Origin of the sequence: Agrobacterium sp. B1(2019) (assembly GCF_008274755.1) — a bacterium.
Classification (GTDB): Bacteria; Pseudomonadota; Alphaproteobacteria; order Rhizobiales; family Rhizobiaceae; genus Agrobacterium; species Agrobacterium salinitolerans.
In genome coordinates this window covers 2,368,745-2,386,072 of the sequence record NZ_VTPB01000001.1, presented here as the reverse complement: position 1 = coordinate 2,386,072, position 17,328 = coordinate 2,368,745, and the positions used below count along the sequence as shown (strand labels likewise).

General features: G+C 58.4%; 19 protein-coding genes. 9 read left to right on the top strand and 10 right to left on the bottom strand.

Annotated elements, in window-relative coordinates; genetic code table 11:
- Positions 1–32: 32 nt before the first annotated feature.
- The 4 genes from AGR1_RS11950 to AGR1_RS11935 all read right to left on the bottom strand — a co-directional run bounded on the left by AGR1_RS11950 (position 33) and on the right by AGR1_RS11935 (position 3,679).
- A complete protein-coding gene (locus AGR1_RS11950; protein ID WP_077983751.1) occupies positions 33–401 on the bottom strand; it encodes a septal ring lytic transglycosylase RlpA family protein in 369 nt (122 codons plus the stop codon).
- Positions 402–828: 427 nt separating this feature from the next.
- Positions 829–1,701, bottom strand: coding sequence for an SDR family oxidoreductase (locus AGR1_RS11945; RefSeq protein WP_080791527.1), 873 nt, complete (start codon positions 1,699–1,701; stop codon positions 829–831).
- 3 nt (positions 1,702–1,704) lie between these two features.
- Positions 1,705–2,856, bottom strand: a complete 1,152-nt coding sequence (gene queG / locus AGR1_RS11940) for a tRNA epoxyqueuosine(34) reductase QueG (RefSeq protein ID WP_149146986.1) — start codon at positions 2,854–2,856, stop codon at positions 1,705–1,707.
- Positions 2,857–2,986: 130 nt separating this feature from the next.
- Positions 2,987–3,679 (bottom strand): glutathione S-transferase family protein, encoded by a 693-nt coding sequence (locus AGR1_RS11935; protein WP_003520121.1) that lies wholly within the window; start codon positions 3,677–3,679, stop codon positions 2,987–2,989.
- A 262-nt stretch (positions 3,680–3,941) separates the two neighbouring features.
- Between AGR1_RS11935 and AGR1_RS11925 the strand changes: the two genes are divergently transcribed.
- Positions 3,942–4,748, top strand: a complete 807-nt coding sequence (locus AGR1_RS11925; protein WP_149146985.1) for an undecaprenyl-diphosphate phosphatase — start codon at positions 3,942–3,944, stop codon at positions 4,746–4,748.
- 597 nt (positions 4,749–5,345) lie between these two features.
- Here AGR1_RS11925 and AGR1_RS11910 read toward each other — a convergent pair.
- From AGR1_RS11910 to dnaN, 6 genes are all read right to left on the bottom strand, one after another.
- Positions 5,346–6,326 carry a complex I NDUFA9 subunit family protein gene (locus AGR1_RS11910; RefSeq protein ID WP_149146984.1) on the bottom strand — a complete coding sequence of 327 codons (981 nt, stop codon included), beginning with the start codon at positions 6,324–6,326 and terminating at the stop codon, positions 5,346–5,348.
- A 121-nt stretch (positions 6,327–6,447) separates the two neighbouring features.
- Positions 6,448–6,735, bottom strand: coding sequence for a DUF1330 domain-containing protein (locus AGR1_RS11905; RefSeq protein WP_080791521.1), 288 nt, complete (start codon positions 6,733–6,735; stop codon positions 6,448–6,450).
- Positions 6,736–6,755: 20 nt separating this feature from the next.
- On the bottom strand, positions 6,756–7,463 hold the full coding sequence (pyrF, locus tag AGR1_RS11900) for an orotidine-5'-phosphate decarboxylase (protein WP_003503850.1): 708 nt from the start codon (positions 7,461–7,463) through the stop codon (positions 6,756–6,758).
- Between the two features lie 4 nt (positions 7,464–7,467).
- Positions 7,468–8,064: a histidine phosphatase family protein gene (locus AGR1_RS11895; RefSeq protein ID WP_149146983.1), complete on the bottom strand. Its 597-nt coding sequence runs from the start codon at positions 8,062–8,064 to the stop codon at positions 7,468–7,470.
- 95 nt (positions 8,065–8,159) lie between these two features.
- On the bottom strand, positions 8,160–8,753 hold the full coding sequence (pmtA, locus tag AGR1_RS11890) for a phospholipid N-methyltransferase PmtA (RefSeq protein ID WP_080791519.1): 594 nt from the start codon (positions 8,751–8,753) through the stop codon (positions 8,160–8,162).
- Positions 8,754–8,942: 189 nt separating this feature from the next.
- A complete protein-coding gene (gene dnaN, locus AGR1_RS11885; protein ID WP_065654600.1) occupies positions 8,943–10,061 on the bottom strand; it encodes a DNA polymerase III subunit beta in 1,119 nt (372 codons plus the stop codon).
- A 267-nt stretch (positions 10,062–10,328) separates the two neighbouring features.
- Between dnaN and rsmI the strand changes: the two genes are divergently transcribed.
- From rsmI to AGR1_RS11845, 8 genes are all read left to right on the top strand, one after another.
- Complete coding sequence (rsmI, locus tag AGR1_RS11880) at positions 10,329–11,267, top strand: 16S rRNA (cytidine(1402)-2'-O)-methyltransferase (protein WP_080791518.1); 939 nt, start codon at positions 10,329–10,331, stop codon at positions 11,265–11,267.
- A complete protein-coding gene (locus AGR1_RS11875; RefSeq protein WP_080791517.1) occupies positions 11,257–11,625 on the top strand; it encodes a YraN family protein in 369 nt (122 codons plus the stop codon). Before rsmI ends, AGR1_RS11875 begins: the two co-directional genes overlap by 11 nt.
- Positions 11,626–11,638: 13 nt before the next feature.
- A complete protein-coding gene (locus tag AGR1_RS11870; RefSeq protein WP_149146982.1) occupies positions 11,639–12,199 on the top strand; it encodes a sugar O-acetyltransferase in 561 nt (186 codons plus the stop codon).
- Positions 12,200–12,307: 108 nt separating this feature from the next.
- The gene (locus tag AGR1_RS11865; RefSeq protein ID WP_080791515.1) at positions 12,308–13,606 is read left to right on the top strand and encodes an extracellular solute-binding protein; all 1,299 of its coding nucleotides are present in this window, start codon (positions 12,308–12,310) and stop codon (positions 13,604–13,606) included.
- 82 nt (positions 13,607–13,688) lie between these two features.
- The gene (locus AGR1_RS11860; protein WP_169538604.1) at positions 13,689–14,657 is read left to right on the top strand and encodes an ABC transporter permease subunit; all 969 of its coding nucleotides are present in this window, start codon (positions 13,689–13,691) and stop codon (positions 14,655–14,657) included.
- A gap of 11 nt (positions 14,658–14,668) precedes the next feature.
- The gene (gene ugpE, locus AGR1_RS11855; RefSeq protein ID WP_080791514.1) at positions 14,669–15,511 is read left to right on the top strand and encodes a sn-glycerol-3-phosphate ABC transporter permease UgpE; all 843 of its coding nucleotides are present in this window, start codon (positions 14,669–14,671) and stop codon (positions 15,509–15,511) included.
- A 10-nt stretch (positions 15,512–15,521) separates the two neighbouring features.
- Entirely contained in the window at positions 15,522–16,622 is a 1,101-nt protein-coding gene (locus AGR1_RS11850; RefSeq protein WP_080791513.1) for a sn-glycerol-3-phosphate import ATP-binding protein UgpC, read from the top strand.
- Between the two features lie 109 nt (positions 16,623–16,731).
- Positions 16,732–17,244, top strand: coding sequence for a cupin domain-containing protein (locus tag AGR1_RS11845; RefSeq protein ID WP_077983738.1), 513 nt, complete (start codon positions 16,732–16,734; stop codon positions 17,242–17,244).
- The last annotated feature ends 84 nt before the right edge of the window (positions 17,245–17,328 follow it).

Genomic DNA, 17,328 nt, shown 5'->3' with positions numbered 1-17,328 from the left:
TTGGTAGACGCGAATGGCGGCGAGGGCAAGGCTCAATCGGCCTTGACGATCTCGTAGCAGACCTTGGCAGTGCCGGAATTGATCATGCCGATGTTCTTGGCGGCCGCCTTGGACAGATCGAGAACACGACCCTTGATGAACGGCCCGCGGTCATTGATGCGCACCACAACGGCCTTGCCATTGCGCGCATTGGTCACCTTGATCTTGGTGCCGAACCGCAAAGAGCGGTGGGCGGCGGTCAGGTGGGCGGCGTTCATGCGCTCACCCGAAGCAGTCTTGGAGGTCAACGCATACCACGATGCGCCTCCACAACCATTTGCCGCATTCGCCTGAAGAGGCGCAATGATGGAACAGGCGGCGATAGTTGCAGCGGTGAAAGTTATACGACGGATATTCAACAAACTGTACTTCCCTGAAAATCGGCCCCGCGCCGATTGATTGTGCCCTTGCTAAACGGCCATGAACTGACCTGAACGCCTTTTGATGCGAGATTGTAGGGCGAGGGAAAAATGGCGAAAAAAAGCTGAGCTCAAATCACGAACCGTTACGGCCTGTAATATTCGTGATCATTAGTCGGGAGCCTGTCAGAGCGTGTCTTGAGAAAAAAGTGGAAAAAATGACGCGGAATCAATAGTTAATCGAAATGCTGTTGCAGGTCACGACTTCGTGAATCTGGTTCACGAAATGTAAGTGAAATATTTTTCTAATTACTCTGAATTTACTGATTTTTGGGCGGTTAATAAAATCCTAATTGGCTGAAATGAGACGAAAACCATCCGCAAAAGCGGGCTTGGAAGGATTTTTCATCACTTTCCGACAGGGGATTTTTCAGCCCCGCCAGACGCCGTTTTCCCACAATTGTCTGAGAGAGAGCCTGTACTCCGGAAAGCGGAAATCGAAGCCGAGATCGCGTATTCTGGCGTTGGAAACGCGCTTGTTCTCGCCATAAAAAGAGCGCGCCATCGGCGTCAGATCGGCGGTCTCAAAGGCCTGTTCGGGTGGCGGTTCCACCCCCATTAGCGCTGCTGCGAAGCTCACCACATCCTGCGGCGGGCAGGGTTCATCGTCGGTCACGTTGAAGATGCCGCGTTCGTCTTTCGCTACAAGAAAGGCAAGTGCTGCACCGATATCCTCGACCCGGATGCGATTGAATACCTGATCTTTCTTCACTAGCCGCCGCGCCGTTCCCTTCTCGAAATTCATGAAGGCATTGCGTCCGGGGCCGTAAATTCCGGAAAGGCGCAGGATGGAAAGCGGCGCCCCCGCCTTTTCCGCTGCCGCAGTCCAGGCGGTTTCCGCACCCACCCGTTCCACGGATCGCGCGGAGACCGGGCGGCAGGGCGTTGTCTCGTCCACCCAGGCGCCGCCATGGTCGCCATAAACGCCGACGGTGGAAAGATAAGCGACCCATTTCAGATCGGGCATGAACTTTTTCAGATCGCCGCCCAGAAGCGCAAGCAGCGGATCGCCATCCTTGCCCGGCGCGACGGATTGTACGAGATGGGTAACATTGCCCATTGCGGCGACGAGTTCGTCGTTGAGTTGAACACCGTCGAAGAGCAACGGCGTCATGCCTGCGGCGGCGAGGTCTGGGAACTTGTTCTGGCTGCGTGTGGTGCCGGAAACGCTTGCTGCTTCGGTTTTTAGCGCGTTAGCGATGGCTTTTCCTGAATATCCCGCGCCGAAAATCATCACATGCATGCGTCACGCCTCCGCCAGTTGCCATTCCATTTCCGCCTCCGGATCAGGCTCCGGGGCGCGACCGGCAGAGTATGTACGGAATTCGTCCCTGTCCATAAGCCGTGACAAAGCCCATGCGGCCATGCCGCGCACCTCCGGCGAAGGGTCTGTTTCGGCAAGCGCCTTGCATTGTTCCACGAATTGCCGGTCGGCAGAGTTGCCCGCCGCGATCAGCACGTTGCGGATGAAGCGATTGCGGCCGATGCGCTTAACGGGCGAGCCGCTGAAGAAACTGCGAAAGGCGGCGTCATCGAGCGTGAGCAGGAAAGCGATGGAAGGTTCCTTCAGATCCTCGCGCGCCTGCAATTTCATCTCGGAGGCGCTGGCTGCGAATTTGTTCCACGGACAGGCGGCAAGGCAGTCGTCGCAGCCATAGATGCGATTGCCGATCATCGGCCGAAATTCGTGCGGGATCGGCCCCTTGTGCTCGATGGTGAGATAGGAAATGCAGCGGCGCGCGTCCAATTGATAGGGCGCGGGGAAAGCGGCCGTCGGACAGGCATCGAGACAGGCGCGGCAGGAGCCGCAATGGTCCCTCTCAGCGTCGTCAAGACAGAGTTCGGCCGTGGTAAACATGCTGCCGAGAAATAGCCACGAACCATGGGTGCGGCTGACGAGGTTGGTGTGCTTGCCCTGCCAGCCGAGACCAGCGGCGGCGGCAAGCGGTTTTTCCATTACGGGTGCGGTATCGACAAAGACCTTTACATCCTCGCCGGCGCGCGCGGCAAAACGGGTAGCGATTTCTTTCAGCCGCCCCTTGATAACGTCGTGGTAATCGCGATTGCGGGCGTAGACCGAAATGGCTGCCTTGTCGGGTTTTAAAAGCAGGCCGCGCGGATCTTCTTCCGGACCATAGTTCAGCCCGAACATGACGATGGAGCGCACGTCTCCCCAGAGCGTTCTCGGTTCTGCCCGGCGGGCCTCGGTTTCCTCCATCCACGCCATCGTGCCGTGATAGCCATTGTCGAGAAACTGTCTCAGCCGTTCGGGTGCGAGCGGAATGCTGTCTGGGGCAGTAATGCGGCAGAGATCGAAGCCAAGCGAAAGCGCTTCCTGGCGAACGAAGTCCGTCAGTTTACGCGCGCGTATTCGCTGCTTTTCGCTCGCGACGTCGATGGTCGTTTCTCCTGCGGGTTATTCTGCGGCATATATAATGCATGTCGCCCGAAAGTGTGCAGCGGTTTCGGGACAACGACATGCTTTACATACAGCCGCACGCCGCAGCAAATAACCGGATGGGCAGACCTCAGAAGTCCAGATCGGCGTAGTGGGAGGAAGGGGCAAGACGCGGAATGCGTTCGCTGAGGAACGGCCGGAAGGAAGGCCGGGATTTCACCCGCTGATACCATTCCTTGGCAATCGGCGCTTCGAGCCAGTTGATCTCACCGAGATAATCCAGCACCGAGACCGCGGCAGCCGCGGCAAGATCGGCATAGCTCAACCGGTCGCCGGCCAGCCAGGTGCGCGAGCCGGCCAGCCATTCCAGATATTTGATATGCTGGCGAATATTGTTGCGGGCGGTGCGCAGCAGCTTGGAATCTGGCGGTCCGCCACCCTGCGCCGCCGTCATTTGCAATTTATAGACCCGTTCCCGCACCAGCGGCCGGGTCACGTCGTTTTCCATCTTCTGCAGAAACCATTCCGTCAGGCGGCGGATTTCCGCGCGCTGAAAAGGGTCTTCCGCGAGAAGCCGCCTGTCCCGCTTCAACACGCCATGCGTTTCGTCGAGAAACTCGGCAAGCACATAGGGCCCGCTCAGCGAGCGCATATTGTCGTCCAGATAGACCGGCAAGGTGCCGGCAGGATTGAGCGCCAGAAACTCTCGCCGTCTTTCCCATGGCTGCTCCTCCACGAGATCGGTCTGAAACCCGTATTCCGCAAGGATCAGACGAACGAACCGGGATGCGGTCGACATCGGAGAGTGATAGAGAGTTGGCATCGGTACTCAATTTTTACGATTGGTTGTCATGATCGGCATTGCCGAAAAACTTTTTCAGTTTCGCTTCATCAAGACGCTATAAGAACTCGGCTACTTTAAAACAAGTTTAACGCTATGGCACGTCTCCCAAAAGTGTGCAGCGGTTTTGGGGCAAAGACGTGCATAAAAACAAAAATTTAAAGCGCGTCGCACCGGTTCGGTCGAACGCGTCGCGCTTTATTACCTTCCATTGCCGCTTTCCCCCTGAAAAGAAGGATACCTCATGGGTGACCAGTCGATCATCAGCGCACTTCTGCTGGGCATTATCGAGGGTCTGACGGAGTTCATCCCCGTCTCCTCAACGGCGCATGTGCTGCTGGCCGGGCATTTCCTAGGCTTCAAATCACCCGGCAACACCTTCGCCGTTCTTATTCAGCTCGGTGCGATCCTTGCGATCCTTCTTGTTTATTTCCAGAAGCTTGTGTCGATAGCCATGGCCTTGCCGACCAACGCCAAGGCGCGCCGTTTCGTGCTGGCCGTCGCTCTCGCCTTCCTGCCGGCGGCGATAATCGGTGCTTTGGCGCATGATTTCATCAAGACCGTGCTGTTTGAAACGCCGATGCTCATCTGTGCGGTGCTGATCATCGGCGGCATCATTCTGCTCGGCGTCGACCGCATGCCGCTGAAACCGAAATATACCGACATCATGGATTATCCGCCGTCGCTTGCCTTCAAGATCGGCCTCTTCCAGTGCCTTGCGATGATTCCCGGCACGTCGCGGTCTGGCGCCACAATCGTCGGATCGCTGCTGATGGGAACGGACAAGCGCTCCGCCGCCGAATTTTCGTTCTTTCTGGCGATGCCGACCATGCTCGGTGCTTTCACGCTCGATCTCTACAAGAACCGTGATGCGCTGAGCTTCGATGACGGCGCGCTGATCGCCGTGGGGTTCATCGCCGCTTTTGTCTCAGGCCTCTTCGTCGTTCGCTCTCTGCTGGATTTCGTATCGCGGCGAGGCTTTGCACCCTTTGCATGGTGGCGCATCGTCATCGGTTCGCTGGGACTGATCGCGCTTCTTGTGCTGGGGTGAGCCAGGGGCGGCAATAATCTGCGCCCGCAACGAACGAACAGAAAAAGCGCCCCCGGAGAACCGGCGACGCTTTTTCTTTGAAACTTTTAAAGTCCGATCAGTTGGTGCTGATCGAAGCCGTTGCGCAGGGGTCGACGCCATAGGCTGGAGCGCAACCGCTCTTGCCCGCTGCAACCGTTCCCGGCGCCATAAAAGAACCCGCCAGAACCACCAAAGCCGCACACGCAAAAAAGAGTGCGATAGATCTGCCCATTTATGATTGCCTTTCAGACGTTCGTTCGCGCGGATCATGCCGCCGTGTGTGAATTGAGGGTTCGGGATATGTTTGGAATGTGGCGAATATCAATAAAGCAGCTTGTTGAATACCGGGTTAATACGAAGTCTTTTCCACAGTTGCGCTTGTGCCACGCTTGCCTGTGGAGCCCGGACGACCGTTAACTTTTACCCAGCTTTGCAAAGCAGCCTTAGTTCATTCAACACCTCCCCCGCAGTTGAGGGGAAAATGCGCGAATAGCGGTTTGGTTGCGATTAAATTGCGCAAAAAAAGCGGGAATGGCTCCCGCTTTTACTTATGAGCAATGAGGCCAAAGGCGGGCCTCAGGCCGCTTTTCCGGCATTGGAGAACTGGCCGTGCGGGCGATATTGCACCATGTAGGAAGGTAGAACCGACGCAACGCGAACAGGGGTGATGCCGATACCTTCCAGCGTCAAGCCGTTCTTTTCGGTGTCAGTGGAAACGACATTGTCTTTTTTCAGCATGGTTACCTGATCGGGCGTCAGCGGTGGTGCAATCAGAGGTACCATTGAAGCGATCTTGCCAATCATCGACGCGACGCCGAAAGGCAGGTTGACGAAAGGACGCTCCCGATAGGTCGCGGCGAGAACCGCCTCGAGACAGTCACGGAACGTCATCACGTCCTGACCGCCGAGTTCATAGATCGCGCCGGGCTTCAGCTTGCCATCGACGCCACGGGCGACGGCTTCCGCTACATCCTCCACATAGACAGGCTGGAACCTGGTTTTTCCGCCGCCGATCAGCGGCAGGAATGGCATGCTTCGGGCCATCTTCGCGAACTTGTTGAAGAAATCGTCTTCCGGTCCAAAAATGATCGACGGGCGCAGGATCACGGCGTCAGGAAGGGCGGAATGAATGGCGGCCTCGGCGCGGCCCTTGGTGCGGCCATAACCGGTCGGCGAATTGGCGTCCGCGCCGATGGCGGAGATATGCGTCAGCGTCGCACCCGCGTCGCGGGCCGCCTCGGCAATGGCTTTCGCGCCGAATTCCTGGACGGCGTCAAACGTGTTGCGACCGCTTTCGGTCAGGATGCCGACGCAATTGACCACATGGTCGGCGTCCTCCACGGCTTTGACGATGGAATCGCGATAACGCAGGTTCGCCTGGGCGAATGAAATCTGGCCGACATTGCCGAGCGGCTGCAGGAAACCGGCGAGATCCGGGCGGCGCACGGCGACGCGGATGCGGTAACCGCGCTTTGCAAGTATCCGCACGACATGCCGCCCGACAAAACCCGAACCGCCGAATACGGTGACGAGGGGTGGAAGGTTGGCCAAGGTCATGGGAGGCTCCTCAGAAGCTGTCGATAAAGCGTTTTTCAGTCTCTTATCCCAAAGCCGCGCGCGCGTGAAGAGATGTTGTCGCGAGCCGAAAGGCCGGCTTGGGAAATACGGGTGACGGCCGTCAAATTCCTTCGACGATCATCATCTCTGCATCCGCGACTTCCTGGCGGATTTTGGCCGCGGCCTGATATTCGGGTGAATTATAGCAGTCGATTGCGTGCTGTACCGACGGGAATTCGATGACGACGTTGCGAGCACGCGCCTTGCCTTCCAGCTCGGTCAGCGCGCCGCCACGGGCCAGGAAATTCGCGCCAAACCGCTCGAAAGCGGGCTTTGCCGTCGTGACATAGTCCTTGTAACGCTCACTGTCACGCACATCGACCTGGGCGATCCAATATCCCTTTGCCATTTCATGTCCTCCGGTTGCGGTTACTGATTGGCTGGAAAGCTGGCGCGCAGCATATCGTCAAGAATGGCGCGGGCCGCCGCTTTAGGATCCTCCGCCCTAACGATGGGGCGGGCGACAACCAGATGGCTCGAGCCGGCCTTGATGGCGTCATAAGGCGTCATCACCCGCTTCTGATCGCCGAGATCTGCTCCGGCCGGGCGAATGCCGGGGGTAACCACGGCAAGGTCCGGGCCGAGGATTTCGCGCACGGCGGTCGATTCTTCCGCCGAACAGACGATGCCGCCCATGCCCGCCTCGCGTGCCTGCTCCGCCCGGCGCAGCACCAGCGAACGAGCGTCAGAAGCATAACCTGCCTCGGCGAGATCGACGTCGTCCATCGAGGTGAGCACGGTGACGCCCAGCAGGCAAAGGCCGGAGCCTTCAGCGGCCTTGACAGCAGCGCGCATCGCTTTGGGATAGGCGTGCAGCGTCAGCATCGACATGCCCATGCGGGCGATGTTTTCGACACCGGAGGCGACGGTATTGTCGATATCGAGCAGCTTCATGTCGAGAAAGACCTTCTTGCCGCTCTGGACAAGGTCACGCGCGAATTCGAGACCGCCGGCGAAGACCAGCTGATAACCGATCTTGTAGAAGAGAACCTCATCGCCGATTTTCGAAACGATGTCTTCAGCCTGCTGCACAGTCGGAACATCCAGCCCGACGATGAGTTTTTCGCGCGCGGTCATTGTCTTATCCCTGCCATGTTTCCATTGCCGTCCAGTCGCATGTGGGGGGCGCGGCTGCAAGTGAAAAGTCGGCGATGGAGAAGCGAAAGAGATTGCCACCGCCGGGCGGCTGGTCCTCGGCGCGGCTGATGCCTCGGCCTTCGATATGGCATTTCAGAAGCGTGCCAACGCCACCATGACCGACAAAGGCGATCGGCTGCTGCGGGTCGTGCCGGTCAAGAACGGCTTTGACCGCCCCGACGATACGCGCCTGCGCGTCGATTGCACGCTCCCAGCCGTGAAAGCTTTCCTCGGGATGGGCGAAGAACCAGTCCGCCGCCTTTTCGAATTCCGGCGACGGCAGGAAGCCGGTGGCGGACCGGTCATTTTCATGCATCGCCTCGACGATGTCCACGTCCGCCCCGGAGACTTCAGCCAGGATGCGGGCGGTTTCGATCGCCTTGGTCTCGGCGCTGGAAACGATGTGGCGCAATGACCTTGCCCAGGGCAGGCGGCTTGCCTTGCGCGTCCGCTCCGCGCCCCTGTCCGAAAGCCCCCATTCGGGAAGGGGAACGGCCGGATCGATCTTGACCTGCGGGTGGGTAATGTACAGCGCATGCATGGCAATCGGTCCTCAAGTGCGGCGGAAAGGGCAAATCAATACCCTAACCATTCGTCACGACCGGGAGGTGACGGGTTCCGGCGCTCTGTCGACTATCAGGCCCGCGTGTAGGTCCACAATTGCGCCGGCGGAATATTGCGCACGATGAAATCGAAATGACGGATGTGATAGAGATGCGGCTGCGCGACGATCGGGGAAATCGGACCGTAGGATATCTGCACGACGGGGCGGCCATGGGGGACGCGCTTCAGCAATTCGTCGAGAAGCTTGATACGGGCGGCCATGGGAAAATTCAGCATCGGCACGGCGGAAATGACGCTGTCGAACATCTGGCCCGCGTGTTCGCCAAGCGTCGCATCGAGATCGAAGGCGTCGCCATTGACGAAATTGACGCCCGGATAGCTCCTGAGCAGCTGATTGTAGAAATCGGTCGAATATTCGATGGCGGTGAGGTTCTCCGGCTTGATGCCGCGCGCCAGAATGGCCTTGGTGATGACACCCGTGCCCGGGCCGAGTTCGAGAACCGGCAGGCCGGAATGGGGATTGATGACACTCGCCATTTTTTTCGCCGTGATTGTCGATGTCGGAACAATGGCCCCGACTTTTTTCGGCTGGCTGACCATGCCTTTGAAAAAGCGGATTTCTTCCTCAAATTTCTGTTCAAGCCGTTGCTTCAGGTTAAGTGCCATAGTTCCCTCAGATGCATTTGGTCATTGTCAAAAAACTGTTACGTAATGTTGATCCCATTTGGCGCAAAAACAAGGCAAAATGTCGTAACTGGAAAAATTCGCCTACGGTTTAAAAAGCGCCGCCGAATCAAGAAAAGCCGGTGAAGCGTTCCACCGGCTTTTCGATGAAATTTGCGGAAGATTCCCGTTTCAAACGCGCATCGGCATCAAAACGTAAAGCGCATCGTCGCCGGCGGTGTCGCGAACGAGCGTCGGCGAGCCGGCGTCTGCCAGCAGGAAAATCGCGTCGTCGCCGGAAAGCTGCGAGGTGATGTCGAGGAGATATTTGGCGTTGAAGCCTATTTCCATCGAATCATTGTCGTAACCGACAGCCACTTCTTCCGTCGCACTGCCCGAATCCGGGTTGTTGACGGTCAGCGTTAGCTGGCCGTTGGTGAGCGCGAGCTTCACGGCGCGGCCGCGCTCGGAAGAAATGGTCGAGACGCGGTCGACAGCCTGCGCGAAGGTCTGGCAATCGACCCGCATTTCCTTGTCGTTGCCGGTCGGGATCACGCGCTGGTAATCCGGGAAGGTGCCGTCGATCAGCTTCGAGGTCAGAACGACAGAGCCGATTGTCAGGCGGATTTTCGCATCCGATACTTCAACCGTCACTTCCAGTTCAGGGTTGTCCATCAGCTTCTGTAGTTCGCCCACGGTCTTGCGCGGGATGATGATGCCCGGCATGCCTTCAGAACCGGAAGGCGCATCCACATCGGCGCGGGCCAGGCGGTGGCCGTCGGTCGCGACGGCGCGCAGCTTCAGGTCGCCATTGCTTTCGATGGTATGGAAAAAAATACCGTTCAGGTAATAACGCGTCTCTTCGGTCGAAATCGCAAACTGCGTCCGGTCGATCAGCATCTTCAGATCGGTCGCCTTCAGTTTGAAGGTGTGACTGAAGGTGCCGGCCGTGAGGTCGGGGAAGTCCCCTTCCGGCAGGCATTGCAGCGAGAATTTCGAACGGCCGGAGGCAACCGTCATCGAGGAGCCATCCGGGTTGGTGGCCAGAAGCACTTCGGAACCGTCCGGCAGCTTGCGCACGATTTCATATAGCAGATGCGCCGGCACGGTTGTGGCGCCCGCTTGTTCCACCATGGCCGGCGTCGCTTCGGTGATTTCGAGATCGAGGTCGGTCGCCTTCATGTCCAGATTGGCGCCGGAGGCGCGCAGGAGGACGTTGGAAAGGATCGGGATCGTGTTGCGACGCTCGACGACCCGGTGGACGTGGTTCAGCGATTTCAGAAGGTTCGACCGCTCAAGAGTAATACGCATGGACGCTACCGCTTTCAACCGTTGCGAGCCGGCCACCGCCGGATCGGCAAGAAGAGTCTTCACCGGCCAGAAAGCCGGATAATGTGGACCGGCAAAATGGCAGAGTTATTGCGGGAAATGCAAGAGCCGAGTGCATCTGCCCTGGGTCATTTTGCTGCTATACAGCATGATCCACAGGCTGGGGGCGTCCGTGGACCTTGTTCCCCGGTTTTCTATTGCCCATAAAGGGAGGAAACCAGAGCGACCGGCCGCGAATAATCGGCCAGAATGATTGGAAGCCGTGTGACGGAAGAAATATCGAACAGCGACAGCAGAGATACGAAGAGCTTCAGGATCGGCACGGCCATCATTGCCGCGCGACCGGTGGAACCCGCCCTCTATCTTGTTGCCACGCCCATCGGCAATCTCGGTGACATCACCATCCGCGCACTGGAAACGCTGGCCTCGGCCGATGTTCTCGCCTGCGAGGATACCCGCGTCACTCGCATCCTCCTCGAACGTTACGGCGTCCGCACACGTCCGCTCGCCTATCACGAGCACAATGCAAACGAAGCGGGGCCGAAGCTCATCGCGGCGCTTGAGGCGGGAAAATCCGTGGCGCTGGTCTCGGATGCCGGAACGCCGCTTGTTTCCGATCCCGGTTACCGCCTCGGCCAGCTCGCGCTCGAGGCCGGGCATCGTGTCGTGCCGGTGCCGGGAGCATCCGCGCCGCTCGCCGCCCTCGTGGGTTCGGGAATGCCGAGCGACGCTTTCCTGTTTGCGGGCTTCCTGCCAGTGAAGGATCGCGGCAAGCGCGACCGTTTCGCCGAACTCGCGAAAATTCCGGCCACCTTGATCTTTTTTGAATCGCCGCATCGCATCGGTGCTTCCGTCAAGGTGGCGTCCGAAGTGCTAGGCCGCGACCGCCGCGCCGTGGTTTGCCGCGAACTGACCAAGACCTTCGAGGAGTTCCGGCGCGGCACGCTGGGCGAGCTTGCGGACTATTACGATGGCGACCGTGTGGTGAAGGGCGAGGTCGTGCTGCTGGTGGAACCGCCATCCTATGACGAGATTCCCGATATCGAGGATGTCGAGAAACTGTTGAAGGATCTCGTCGCCACCATGCCCGCCGCCAAGGCGGCAGGTGAAGCGGCGAAGCTGACGGGCATGCCGCGCAAGGAGCTTTATCAAAGGCTGCTGGACATGAAGGAAACGGATGGCCGCTGACGGGCGAAGCAACAAAAGGCGCAAGGCCGAGCGACGCGGCCATGTCGCGGAATATTGGGCAGCACTTTATCTGCTGCTGAAGGGATATCGCATCCTCGCCATTCGTTATCGCACCCGGCTGGGGGAAATCGATCTCATCGCCCGCAAGAAGGACCTCGTCGCCATCGTCGAGGTCAAGGCGCGAACGTCCGGCGAAGGTGCCGTGGATGCCGTCGGTTTCCATTCGCAGCACCGTATTCGGGCGGCGGCCGATCTATGGCTCGCCCGCCGCAAGGACGCCGCGCGGTTCTCGCTGCGTTTCGATATCATCGCCGTTTTGCCGCGACGCCTGCCGCAGCATTTTATCGACGCCTTTTGAGGGGAGGGAAACAATGTCCACCGAGCGGGAAAAAATGGCCGCAGGCGAATGGTACAGCTGCATGGATGCCGAGCTGGATATATTGCGCTGGCGGGCAAGAGGGGCCGTCCACGAGCACAATACGATGGCGCCGGATGAGCGCGGCGCTGTCGCACCGCCGCTGCGCTCGCTCTTTGCGTCTGTCGGGGAAGGCGTATTTCTTGAAGCGCCGTTTCACTGCGCTTACGGTTTCAACATTACGCTGGGCAAAAATGTCTATGTCAATGCCGGCTGCACCATTCTCGATTCTGCGAAGATCACGATAGGCGACGGAGCGATGCTGGGACCTGCAGTGCAGATTTACTGCGCGGAACACCATCAGGACCCGGTGCTGCGAGCGCAAGGCATTGAAATCGCGAAGCCTGTCACGATCGGCCGCGATGTCTGGATTGGCGGCGGAGCGATCCTTCTGGCCGGCGTCACCATCGGTGACGGAGCGATTGTCGGCGCCGGTTCGGTGGTGACACGCAATGTGCCGCCGGGCGCGACGGTGGTGGGAAATCCGGCTCGGCCCATAAAGCGCATGGCCGACTAAGATTTTCCCCGGGCGCTGTAATAAATCTTACATGGAACTGTCAAAGAGGCGTCATGGAACGTCTCTATTCGCATCCTCACCCCAATAAATGGTGGAGAGGATTTAGTAATGTTGAAGAAGATTTCCATGGCCGCGGTGGCCGTCAGCATGTCGGCAACGTCTTCCATGGCTGCGACCAACATCACCTGGTGGCACGGCATGGGCGGCCGCAATGGCGAAGTCATCAACGAAGTCGCCCAGAAGTTCAACGAAGCCCAGAAAGAATGTGCTCTGACGCCGGTTTCCAAGGGCTCCTACGAAGAAGCCCTGGCCAGCGGCATCGCCGCTTTCCGCTCCGGCGAGCAGCCGAATATCCTCCAGGTTTTTGACGCTGGCGCCGCCACCATCATCAACGCCAAGGGCGCTGTCATTCCTGCCGAAGACCTCATCAACAAGGCCGGCTACAAGTTCGACCGCGACGCCTTCATCAACGGCGTGCGTTATTTCTACGCTGCCGCTGACGGCAAGTTCGTCGGCATGCCGTTCAACTCCTCCGCTCCTATCATGTACGTCAACGACGAAGCCCTGAAGAAGGCCGGCGTCGAAGCACCGAAGACCTGGGAAGAGTTCGAGCAGGTTGCGCCGAAGCTTAAGGAAGCCGGCTATATTCCGCTCGTCCAGTCGCAGCTGACCTGGCAGTTCACGGAGAACTTCTTCTCCCGCAACAACATCCAGTTCGCCACCAACAACAACGGTTATGAGAGCGTCACTGACACCAAGCTCAAGGTCACCGACCCCAACCTCGTCATGATGTTCGACAAGCTGAAGGACTGGAAGGACAAGGGCCTGTTCGCCTATTACGGCGCCGGCTGGAACGACAACCAGAAGCCCTTCGAAGAAGGCAAGGTCGCCTTCTGGATCGGTTCTTCGGGTTCCTTCGGCGGCCTGCAGAAGACGGCGACCATGCCGTTCTCGGCAACCTTCCTTCCCTACTGGGGTTCCATCAAGGGCGCCGGCACTAACTCCTTCATCGGCGGCGCTGCGCTCTTTGCAATGTCGGGCAAGTCTGAAGCCGAAAACAAGTGCGTGGCCGACTTCTTCCAGTTCCTGACCTCGCCGGAAATCCAGGTCTTCTACCACAAGGCAACCGGCTACGTCGCCATCACCAAGGCCGCTTACGAAAAGGCGAAGGCTGAAGGCTACTACAAGGAAAAGCCGGTCGCCGAAGTCGGTATTCAGCAGCTGTCGCTGCCGGGTGGTGAATGGTCCAAGGGTTACCGCCTCGGCTTCTACCCGCAGATACGCGCTGTCATGGAACGCGAATACAACCGCATCTTCTCCGGCGAAGTCACGCCGAAGGACGCCTTCGACATCATCGAGAAGGAAGGCAACGACCTGCTCGCCCGTTTCGCCAAGACGGCCGGCTGATCGATCTTTACGAAACCAATGACCATTGCCGAGCCTCCTTTCCCACGGAAGGGGGCTCGCTCTTGGATAAGGAAGCGCAAGCGTGGCCTATACATCGTCTCAACCGCGTCGGTTTTTGTCCGGCTGGTCCGCAAAGGCTGCAAAGCCAGCCAAACCTGCCGACGCCGGCATGAAGCGCGTGCAGTTCTCCTCGTCCTACGTGCCCTACCTGTTTCTGGCGCCGCAGCTTGCGGTGATTTTCATCTTCTTCTACTGGCCGTCGGTTCAGGCCATACATTCGTCCTTTTATATTGAAGACCCGTTCGGTTTTGGCGCTTCCTTCGTCGGACTTGCCAATTATTCGGATGCTATCTTCAGCCCCGAATATCTCAGCATCGCCAAATTCACGGTTGTCTTCACCGTGCTGGTCACCTTCTTTTCGCTGGCGCTTGGCTTGCTGCTCGCCGTCAAGGCGGATGCGGTCATTCGCGGCAGCTCGACATACAAGACATTGCTGATTTCCGTCTATGCCATCGCGCCGCCTGTCGCCGGTCTCATCGGCATGATGTTTTTCGACCAGCATATCGGCCCCTTTGTCAAAATGGCCGCGTTTCTCGGCTGGGACATGAAGGTTGGCCTGAATTATTTCGATACGGCCTTCGCCATGATCGTCGTCGCGGTCTGGAAGCAGATTCCTTACAATTTCATCTTCTTCCTTTCGGGGCTTCAGGGCGTCCCGGTTTCGGTGCGGGAAGCCGCCGCCATCGATTGCCGCTCGGGTTTTCGACGGTTCTGGACGGTGATCATGCCGCTTCTGGCGCCCACGGCCTTCTTCCTGCTGATCATCAACATCACCTATGCGCTCTTCGACACTTTCGGCGTCATCGACGTGATGGTGAAGGACAAGGCAGCCAATAATCCGATCACCCTGGTCTACAAGGTGTTTCTGGACGGTTTCCGCGGCAATGACATCGGTGGGTCTTCCGCCCAGTCCGTCATTCTGATGCTGGTCGTCTTTGTTCTCACCATCATCCAGTTCCGCTTCATCGAAAAGCGCATCCATTACAATTGAGGGAAAAGACCATGTACAAAACAAAACCCCTCGATCATCTCGTGCTGATCATCGGCGCGCTGTTCTTGATATTGCCGGTCATCGTGGCCTTCATGACCTCCACGCATACTGCTGCGGAAATTCACCGCAGTGGTCTGACGATGGTTCCCGGCGACAATTTCATCGAGACCTATGAAAAGGTCCTGACCCAGAAGGGCGGTTTCACCGGCCAGATCACGGGTCTCAACATGGTGTTGAATTCGCTGATCCTCGGCATCGGTTTTGCCGTCGGCAAGATCGTGCTGTCGATGACCGCCGCCTATGCGATCGTCTATTTCCGCTTCCGGTTCGCAACGCTCGCCTTCTGGATCATCTTCACCACGCTGCTTCTGCCGCTCGAAGTGCGCATCATGCCGTCCTACGAGGTGATGAGCAAACTCGGCCTTTTGAACTCCTATACCGGCCTCATCGTGCCGCTTCTTGCTTCGGCGACGGGCACCTTCTATTTCCGGCAGTTCTTCAAATCCGTGCCGGAGGAGTTGCTGGAGGCTGCCCGCATTGACGGCGCAGGGCCGGTGAAATTCTTTATCGATATTCTCATCCCGTTGTCCCGCACCATGATGGCGGCGATCTTCATCATCATGTTCGTTTACGGCTGGAACCAGTATCTCTGGCCCATGCTGATGACGACGGATGAGGGCTTCTTCACCCTGATGCGCGGCATCAAATCGATCCTGCAGGTCTGGGTCGGTTCGCAAATTCCCGATTACAACGAAGCTTTCGCGCTCGCCGTGCTGGCCATGCTGCCGCCGGTGCTGATCGTCGTCATTTTCCAGCGCTGGTTCATCAAGGGCCTGACCGAAAGCGATAAATAAGGAGACCGAAATGGCCGCGATAGAAATCAGTCAGGTCTGCAAGGATTATCATGGCGGCGTGCGCGCCGTGCATCACGTCGATATCGACATCAGGGACGGTGAATTCATCGTTCTGGTCGGCCCCTCCGGCTGCGGCAAGTCCACGCTTTTGCGCATGGTCGCCGGCCTCGAGGATATCTCCGAGGGTACGGTGAAGATCGGCGACCGGGTCGTCAACCAGACCGATCCGGCCGATCGCGATATCGCCATGGTGTTCCAGAACTACGCGCTTTACCCACATATGTCGGTGCGCGAAAACCTGGAATACGGGTTGAAGAACCGCAAGACACCGAAGGCGGAAATCGATGCGCGTGTGGCCGAAGCCGCGCGCATGCTGCAGCTCGAACCCTATCTGGACCGCAAGCCGCGCGCCCTTTCCGGCGGCCAACGGCAGCGTGTCGCCATGGGCCGCGCCATCGTGCGCAAACCGGCGGCCTTCCTGTTCGACGAGCCCCTGTCCAATCTCGACGCCAAGCTGCGCGTTTCCATGCGGGGCGAAATCAAGCGTCTGCAAAAGCGTCTCGGCACCACCTCGATTTATGTCACTCACGATCAGCTGGAAGCGATGACGCTGGCCGATCGTCTTGTGGTGTTGAATGGCGGTCGTATCGAACAGATCGGCGCACCGCTCGATGTCTATCACACCCCTGCCTCGACCTTCGTTGCGAGTTTCATCGGCTCTCCCGCCATGAACCTGCTGAACGCAGAGTTGCATGGTGATAGCCTCGCCATCGGTCCGTCGCTCTTTGCGCTCAACGGTTTCGCACCTGCCTCAGGGTCGGTGACGGTTGGCATGCGGGCGGAAGATCTCCGCCTCGCTGCGGCAGGTGAGCAGGGCTTCCCGCTTCGGGTCGATTATATCGAGGAACTGGGCTCGCAGCGTCTCATCCACGGCATGATCGGCGAACAGAACCTGACCGTTGCCTTCCCGCCGGATGTCGAGGTTCCGTCTGCGCTCTCGGTCACGATCGCGCCGGAAAAACTGCATTTCTTCTCCAGCGAAACCGGCAAGCGCATTGCCGGCAAAGCGGAGCAACTGGCGGCGCAGCCCGCGCAAATGGCGACGGCCTGAGCGCATCGCAGAAATCGGCGCGATGACTAAAATTGCGCCGATTGTCAAAACCGCTTTGTTACGATCCCGATGATAGAAGACCTCCAATATTTCACGGGGGTTTTCTCATATGTCCTTCAAAATGATGTTCGCTGCCGCGGCGACCATGGCGATCCGCACGGTGCCGATTTTGCCGGCCTACTTGCGCCGGTCAAAAGATGAGGCTGTTGTCAGCGCGTCCTGCACCGATCTGCGGCTTCAACCGGCGCCCATCAATCCGGACTGGATCATTTCCGGCAATCCTCAGGCGCGGGCGGCAGATCATTCCAGAAGCGGCGACCGTGCTTCCAGCACCGCCATGTGGGATTGTACGGCTGGTGAATTTCGATGGTTCTTCGGCTGGGATGAAACCGTCTATATTCTGGAGGGCGAGGTGCATGTGACGGCCGAAGACGGTTCGGTTAGCATCCTGCGGGTTGGCGACGTCGCCTATTTTCGGGCCGGAACATGGGCCACCTGGCGAGTGGATGATTATGTCCGCAAGGTCGCTTTCATGCGCCGTCCGTTCCCCAAGGCGCTGGCTTTTGCCTATCGCGTCAAGAATAAGCTGTTTGCCGGCCGTTCCTACAAGCTGGCGGCCTGAACCGATAAAACATTGCGGTTGGCGGGGCCTGCAAGGCTCCGCCGACGGAATTGTGAAGGTTCAATAAAACTCACACAAACCACC